Source organism: Dechloromonas sp. CZR5, assembly GCF_008711155.1.
In the GTDB taxonomy this organism is placed as follows: Bacteria; Pseudomonadota; Gammaproteobacteria; order Burkholderiales; family Rhodocyclaceae; genus Azonexus.
In genome coordinates this window covers 1035120-1043105 of sequence record NZ_VUYQ01000001.1, presented here as the reverse complement: position 1 = coordinate 1043105, position 7986 = coordinate 1035120, and the positions used below count along the sequence as shown (strand labels likewise).

The following is a 7986-nucleotide window of genomic DNA, read 5'->3' as shown; positions in this document are numbered from 1 at the left end:
AGTGGTAGTTCAGTCGGTTAGAATACCGGCCTGTCACGCCGGGGGTCGCGGGTTCGAGTCCCGTCCACTCCGCCAGTAATAAAAAAACCAGCTTCGGCTGGTTTTTTTATTACTGTTTTTTTACACCGTTTCTCCCGAAGCAGCCCCGAACGACACGGTATAATTGTGCCCTCCAGAATTGCGTGAGCCAGGCACTCCCTACATGCAGCACAGCAACAGTTCACCGCCTCTGCTCAGGATTCGCAAAACATTGATGGTCATCGCGCTGGGCCTGCTGGCGACACCCGCCGTGGCACAGTTTGGCGATTTATCGATCTTCCCGTCGCTGAAAATCCCGTCCGCTCCCGAGCAAGCCGTCGCAGCGGCAGACGAGGCCCTGACGGTGCAAGAAATCCAGGGCGCTCCCGTGCTCCCGGTCAACATCGACCTGACAGTGCGCGAGAACAATCTCTGGGACCGGATTCGCAACGGGTTTGCGATGACCGATCTCAACGACGACCTGGTCCTCCACTATCAGCAGTGGTACCAGAACCGTCCGGACGCCCTGCGCCGCATGGTCGAACGCAGCCGCCCCTACCCTCACCACATCGTCGAGGAACTTGAAGCGCGCGGCATGCCGACCGAACTGGCCTTGCTCCCGATGGTCGAGAGCTCGTTCAACCCCAATGCCTATTCGCGCGCCCACGCCTCCGGCTTGTGGCAGTTCATCCCGGCTACCGGCAAGCGCTTCAATCTCGAACAGAACTGGTGGCGTGACGAGCGCCGCGACATCGTTGCCTCGACCAATGCCGCACTCGACTACCTGCAGACCATTTATGACATGCACGGCGACTGGCATCTCGCCCTCGCCTCGTACAATTGGGGCGAAGGCGCCGTCAAGCGGGCCATCGTCAAAAACGAAGCACGCGGCCTGCCGACCGACTACCCCAGCCTGAACATGCCGAACGAAACGCGGCACTATGTTCCCAAGCTGCAGGCCTTGAAGAACATCTTCGGCAACCCGGGGCTAATCGCCCGCCTCGGCTTGCCTTTCATTCCGAACGAACCGTACTTCGCCACCCTGGAAAGCCCGCAACCGATCGACGTCAAGACGGCTGCGCGACTGGCCAACATGTCGGTCGAGGAGTTCCAGCGGCTGAATCCGTCCCATAACCGGCCGATCATCAAACCGGATACGCCGGTGGTCATTCCCGCCGACAAACTGGATACCTTCCGCAGCAATCTGCACGCCAACAAGGTGCCGCTGACGCAATGGCAGGCCTACATCGTCACCACGGCGGAGCGCCTGGATCAGATTGCCGCCCGCTTCGATACCAGCGCCGCCGAACTGGCCCGCGTCAACGGCCTCTCCGAAAAAGTACGCCTTGGCAGCGGATCGACCCTGCTCGTCCCCGGCACAGGAAACTCCTCAGGCCTGGCCTCGTTGCTCAATACCGCAGCGCCGCAACACATCATCGCCCCCGAACGGAGCGCACGAGCCTGCGGCAAGCCGGTCAAAAAAGGCGCCAAGGCATGCCCAACGCGCGACGAACCGCTTGCCGTCAAGAGCGACAAGGCAGGCAAGGGAACGTCGGCAAAAAGTGAGAAGGCTGGCAGTGGTAAAACCTCCACCAACAGACTTGCCGCCAAGGCACCACCGAAAGCCGCTTCCGGCAAGACCGCAGGCAGCCCGCCCAAGACTGCAAAACCGGCCAACAAGCCCCGCAAGTAAGTAGATCAGGACAACAAGTGGCAACTCACCCGCTGCGTTGCCGTTACATCCACCGATTCAGGATAGCGGCTGCGGCACACATCCATGGCGTGCGGGCAACGCGGATGGAAATGACAGCCGCTCGGCGGATTGGCCGGTGACGGCGTTTCTCCGGACAGCCGGATAACGGCCGTAGAACCCTCCAGACGCGGAAGTGGAATGGCTGATAGCAAGGCTTGCGTATAAGGGTGCTTCGGCGTGCGTAACACCTCCTCGGCCCTGCCACGCTCGACAATCCGCCCGAGATACATCACTGCGATGTCGTGCGCCAGGTATTCGACCACCGCGAAGTTGTGGGTGATGAACAGGTAGGCTACGCCGAGTTCGGACTGGAGTTTTTTGAGCAGGTTGAGAATCTGTGCCTGGACCGACACATCGAGCGCCGATGTCGGCTCGTCACAGATCAACAGGCTGGGCTGCACAGCGAGCGCCCGCGCCACGGCGATACGCTGGCGCTGTCCGCCGGAGAATTCGTGCGGATAGCGGTCGATGGCCTCTTCTGGCAGCCCGACCTGGGCAAGCAGCGCCGCCACGGTTTCGCGCCGGGAGCGCGCATCACCAACCACAGCCAGCGCATCCATCCCCTCGGCAATGATCTCGCCGACCCGCAAGCGAGGATTGAGCGAGGCAAAGGGATCCTGGAAAATCATCTGCATATGGCGACGCGCCGAGCGCAGGCGAGCCCCGCGAAGGCCGACCAATGGCTGCCCGCCGAGGAGCACCGAACCTTCGGTCGGCGGAATCAGCTGCAGCAGCGCCTTGCCCACCGTCGTCTTGCCGCAACCGGACTCGCCGACCAGCGCCAGGGTCCGCCCTGGCAAGATGGCCAGCGACAGGCCGTCGACTGCGCGAACATGGCCAACCGTTCGCTGCAACAAGCCCTTGCGGATCGGGAAATGGACCTTCAGGTCCGCAACCTGCAGAAACTCCTTGCCGGCAGAGACAGACAGATCGGTGATTTCATGGCCGACACCCACCACATCGGCATCCACGACCGCTTCCTGCCAGTGACAGCGGACCGCATGCGACTGCTCGTCGCGCCAGACCGGCGACTGCTCCCGGCAAACCGGCATGACGCGGGCGCAACGCTCGGCGAAGCGGCAACCGGTCGGCATGGCAGCCAGCGAGGGCACCTGTCCGGGAATGGTGGTCAGACGCTGGCCGCGTCGCGACATATCCGGCAATGCCTTGAACAGCGCCTGGGTGTAGGGGTGGCGCGGCTGGCTGAAGAAAGCCTCCCGGCTGGCCACCTCGACCAGTTCCCCGGCGTACATGACGCCGATGCGGTGCGCCATGCGGGCGACGACACCGAGATCGTGGGTAATGAGCAGAATGGCCATGCCACGCTCGGCCTGCAGACGAACCAGCAGATCGAGAATCTGCGCCTGGACGGTCACATCGAGCGCAGTGGTCGGCTCGTCGGCAATCAGCAGTTCGGGCTCGCCGGCCAGAGCAATGGCGATCATCACCCGCTGCTTCATGCCGCCGGAGAACTGGAAAGGATATTCGTTCAACCGCCGCTCCGGATCGGCGATACCCACCTGGCGCAGCAATTCGACCATGCGCCCGGTGGCCGCCGCACCGGTCATGCCGAGGTGCCGCTCCAGCACCTCGCCGATCTGCTGGCCGACGGTGAGCACAGGATTGAGGCTGGTTGCCGGCTCCTGGAAAATCATCGCCATCCGGCCGCCGCGCCAGGCGCGCATGTCGGCTTCGGGCAGCGCCAGCAGGTTCTCTCCCTCCATCGCCACACTGCCACCAAGCACCCGTCCGGCCGTCGGCAGCAGGCGCATGATGCCCTGCGCGGTCACCGATTTGCCGCACCCCGATTCGCCGAGCAAGGCGAAAGTTTCGCCCTTGGCGATGGCGAAGGAAATGCCGTCGACGGCGGCCAACAGGCGCTTGCCCGAGGTGAAGCCAACGCGGAGATTATTGACCTTCAGCATCACGCAGCCCTCGGATCGAAAGCGTCGCGCACGGCATCGGCAAACAGGTTGGCGGCCAGCACAAGAATGAACATCGCGGCAAAGGCCGCTGTCAGCGACCACCAGACCACCGGCTCGCGCCCCAGCTCCATGCGGGCATTGTTGATCATGGTGCCGAAGCTGGTCATGGTCGGATCGACGCCGATGCCGACATAGGACAGGACTGCCTCGGCCAGCACCAGCCCGGAAAAATCCATGACCAGCGCGATGATGACGATGTGCATCAGGTTGGGCAGGATGTGGCGGATGATGATGCGCCACGACGAGACGCCGAAGGCCTGTGCCGCCTGGATGTATTCGAGTTCGCGCAGCTTCAGCGTCTCGCCGCGCAGCAAGCGGCACAGGCCGGTCCACGACGTGATGCCGAGGATGAAGCAAAGCGCCAGCAGGCGCAGGTCGGCGCGCTCGGCGGCAGTCGAGAACCACTGCGGATTCGTGTCGATGACCACCTGCATCATCAATACGGCGGCAGCGATCAGCAACACGCCGGGAATGGAATTGAGCACGGTATAGATGTACTGGATCGCATCGTCCACCCAGCCGCGATAATAGCCGGCGACGATGCCGAGCAAGACCGCCATCGGCAGCATGACCAGCGTGGTGACCAGGCCGATAATCAACCCGGTGCGTACGCTCTTCAGAATCTGGTACAGCACATCCTGGCCGACCTTGTCGGTGCCGAACACGTGGTACTGCCCGGAAAGCCAGAATAGCGGCACGGCCACCAGCAACATCAGCGCCAGGGCAACGAGCACCGCATCCCACGCAAAGGCGGTTTCACCGCGCCAGATACGCTGCCAGCCGGTACCCGGCGCTTCGCCATGCCCGACGACACCTGACACCACCCCGGCTACCGCGAGCCAGCCCAAAAAAGCCAGCGCACCGGCACGGAAGGCCGTAAAGCCGGCATCGGCCGCCACTTCGTCCTCGTGCTCGGCCAGATGCTTGCCGCCGTACTTGAGGCGCGGGTACTCGCGCACCGTCCCCTGCCCCGGCACATCGACGGTTTCCTTGGCATACAGCCGGGTGGCAAAGGGTTCGGAATAGGTTTTCTCGTTGCGCGTACGCAAGGGGGTCGCCAGCGCGTCGAGCACCGACAGCACCTCGACCGCGTATTGGGTCTTCTGGCCCGGCTTGCCCTCCAGAGCGACGCGGTAGTGCAGGGAATCGAACAGGCCGATCAGAACGAAGGCGAGAAGCACGGTGGCCGAGGCCATCGCTATACGATTTGCGGCCAGTTTCACCCAAGGCTGGCGAAGATGCTCCCTTCTTCGAACCGCTAGCGCAAAAACCACTGCACACAGCACGAGCAGCCAGACAAAAATATCGGACCAAAGCACGACCGGCTGAAAATTAATCATCTCAGTCGAATCCTAGGATCAACAATCGTGTACGAGATGTCGGTTAACAGTAAAGCAACGATGTAGAGCACAGCTCCGATGAAGACCATTGAACGAACAATCGCAAAATCCTGCGACTGGATGGCTTCAATCGTATAGCTCCCTAGCCCCGGAATTCCAAAAAACGACTCCATGATCAGAGAACCCATAAACAAGCCGGGAATTGCAACGACCGACTGAGTCAGGATCGGTGTCATTCCGTTTTTCAGCACATGTCTGAACAATATAGCGGCCTCCGACACTCCCTTTGCCCTAGCAGTACGAACGTAATCCTTTGTGATTTCCTCCAGAAAGACGGTTCGGTACCATCGCGTCCCCGAACCGATTCCCGAAACCACCCCGATCAACACCGGCAGGATCAGGAAGCGCCACGCCTCCAGCCCGCCGCCATAACCGGAAATCGGCACCAGCCGCCACACCTTGCTGATCAGATACTGGCCGCCGATGATGTAGAACAGGCCGGAAATGGACATCATCGCCACGCACAGCACGACGCCCCAGAAATCGAAGGCCGATGCGCGGAAGAACGCCAGCGTCAGCGCGAAGGTCACGGTGACGAACAGGCCAAGAATGAAGGTCGGCAATGCGATGGCCAACGACGGCCCCATGCGGTTGCCGATCTCGCGGGCAATGTCCCGACCGTCCTCGGCGCGCCCGAAATCGCCGACGAACATGCGGGCCGACTTCTGGAAGAAGACCGTCTCGGTCAGCACGGCCAAGCCGCCCGCCTCGGCATTGAGCAACAGGGGTTTGTCGTACCCGCGCTCGGCCTTCCATTTCTGGATCGCCTCCGGCGTCACGCGCTTGACCCCGAGTTGCATGCGGGCCATGTCGTCGGGTGTATTGACCACGAAGAACAGCGCAAAGGTGATGAGATTGACCCCGAGCAGGATGGGCAGCGCGTAGAGAAGGCGGCGGACGATGTAGGCAAGCATTGCCGCGATTATGCCAAGACCCGGGCAACTATGGGTAAGCTTGCGAAAAGGCCGTCATACGCTGCTTGAGCGATGGCGCAGCACCGGGATTCACAAAGCTTTACAGAGTTCGAACAAGCCCCCGGTCCGACTCGGTTATACTCCGCGCCTCCAAGCCTGCGGAATGGGCAAACGGGACAGCACCAAAGAAAAAAGCCACATTCACCGTACGTCTTTCGACTGGTCAATATGGCTTGTTTCAGTCCCTGGCGGAGAGGGAGGGATTCGAACCCTCGGTACCTTGCAGTACGCCTGATTTCGAATCAGGTACATTCGACCACTCTGCCACCTCTCCGCGGGAGCGAGATAATAGCACAACAGATGCGCCGGATAGAACGTCTATTACTGCTGACTTTCATTTTTTTTATCGCCGGCTGCGGCGAGATGTTCGGTCGCCTGCCCTTCCCCACACCAGCCCAGCACGACCTCGTCGTCCTCGTCCGTCCCGGCCCGCTGACCTACACAACCGATGAGAACGGCAATCCCGGCGGACTGGAATATGACCTGACCCAGGTTTTTGCCCAGGAACTGGGCGTCGGGGTCAAATATATCGTTGCCGATCCGGACAACCTTGAAGCCCAGATCACCGGCACCCGCTACCACCTGGCGGCCGGCTGGCTGTCGCCGGGCAGCGATGCGTCGATCGAAACGACGCCGCCGATCTTCCTGACCCGCGACATCCTGATCCAGCACGAAGCCACCCTGCCGCTGAACGAACTCGAGCAACTGAGTGGCAAAACGGTTCATGTCATGGCCGGTTCGCGCCAGGCGGAAACGCTGCGTGCACTCTCGCAGCGGATTCGGGACCTCAAGGTCGTCGAATTCAACGGAGCCGATGTCTTCGAACTGCTCGAACAGCTTGGCAACCGGCGTATCGAATATGTCGCCCTCGATGAAAGCGTCGAAGACCTGGCCAACCAGCACGTACCGAACCTGCGCTCTTCTCTGAACCTCACCGAGAACCTGCCGGTGGCCTGGGTACTGGGCCGCCACCCCAATGCAGAACTCAAGGCTAGGCTCGACGGCTTCGTCGAACGCGTTCAGCGCGACGGCACGCTGGCCCGGCTGGAAGATCGCTATCTCGGCCACGTTCGACGCCTCGAACAGGCCGACATCGTCAGGTTTCTCGGTGCGGTCGAAACAACCCTGCCCAAGTACCGCAAATATTTCCAGGCAGCCCAGGTGCTGACCGGAATCGACTGGCGCCTAACCGCAGCCGTGGCGTATCACGAGTCGCAATGGGACCCGAACGCCACCAGCTACACCAACGTGCGCGGCATCATGATGCTGACCGAAGACACCGCCGACCGCCTGCAAGTCAGCAATCGCCTCGACCCGAGCGAAAGCATCCTGGCCGGGGCACGCTATATCAACCTGCTCAAGGACCAGCTGCCCGACGATGCCGAGGAACCTGACCGCACCTGGCTGGCGCTGGCGGCCTACAACATCGGCCCCGGGCACTTCGGCGCGGCACGCAGCCTCGCCCGGCAGCTCAAGGTTGACCCCAACGCCTGGTACGAGATGAAGCGGGTCCTGCCCAAGCTATCGCAACCCAAAATCGCGCAACAGCTCAAGATCGGCAAGGCACGCGGCGGCGAGGCGGTCATCCTGGTCGAGAACATCCGCAGCTACTACGACATCCTGCTGCGCAACGCCCCGCCCTTCGGACCCACCCCCAAGACGGCAGAAAGCCTGAAGCGCCTGGTGCAGGAAGTCGAAGAGCGCCGCAAGTCCTACACCAGACGCATGGCTGCCGCCAAGGTCATCGGCGAACCCGACGACGACACCGAGAATCGACCGCCAAGGCTGCCGACCATAAACGCCAGCGCGAGCAACTGACAAAAAAAATCCCCGCGCTGCTTGCCGCAGGCGGGGAT

Annotated in this window: 5 protein-coding genes and 1 tRNA gene; 2 read left to right on the top strand and 4 right to left on the bottom strand. The window is 61.8% G+C overall.

The genetic code is table 11. The features are described 5' to 3' along the window. The first annotated feature begins 202 nt into the window (after window positions 1-202). Entirely contained in the window at window positions 203-1711 is a 1509-nt protein-coding gene (locus F1002_RS05010; RefSeq protein ID WP_150427896.1) for a transglycosylase SLT domain-containing protein, read from the top strand. Window positions 1712-1716: 5 nt separating this feature from the next. Here F1002_RS05010 and F1002_RS05005 read toward each other — a convergent pair whose 3' ends face one another. The 4 genes from F1002_RS05005 to F1002_RS04990 form a co-directional block, all read right to left on the bottom strand. Beyond that, on the bottom strand, window positions 1717-3696 hold the full coding sequence (locus F1002_RS05005) for an ABC transporter ATP-binding protein (protein WP_150427895.1): 1980 nt from the start codon (window positions 3694-3696) through the stop codon (window positions 1717-1719). Further along, complete coding sequence (locus F1002_RS05000) at window positions 3696-5093, bottom strand: ABC transporter permease (RefSeq protein WP_191090312.1); 1398 nt, start codon at window positions 5091-5093, stop codon at window positions 3696-3698. The genes F1002_RS05005 and F1002_RS05000 overlap by 1 nt, the downstream gene beginning before the upstream one ends. Beyond that, a complete protein-coding gene (locus tag F1002_RS04995) occupies window positions 5093-6070 on the bottom strand; it encodes an ABC transporter permease (RefSeq protein WP_150427893.1) in 978 nt (325 codons plus the stop codon). The genes F1002_RS05000 and F1002_RS04995 overlap by 1 nt, the downstream gene beginning before the upstream one ends. Before the next feature lie 246 nt (window positions 6071-6316). Continuing rightward, a tRNA-Ser gene (locus tag F1002_RS04990) sits at window positions 6317-6404 on the bottom strand. Between the two features lie 26 nt (window positions 6405-6430). Between F1002_RS04990 and mltF the strand changes: the two genes are divergently transcribed. Further along, window positions 6431-7948 (top strand): membrane-bound lytic murein transglycosylase MltF, encoded by a 1518-nt coding sequence (gene mltF, locus F1002_RS04985; protein WP_150427892.1) that lies wholly within the window; start codon window positions 6431-6433, stop codon window positions 7946-7948. Window positions 7949-7986: the final 38 nt, after the last annotated feature.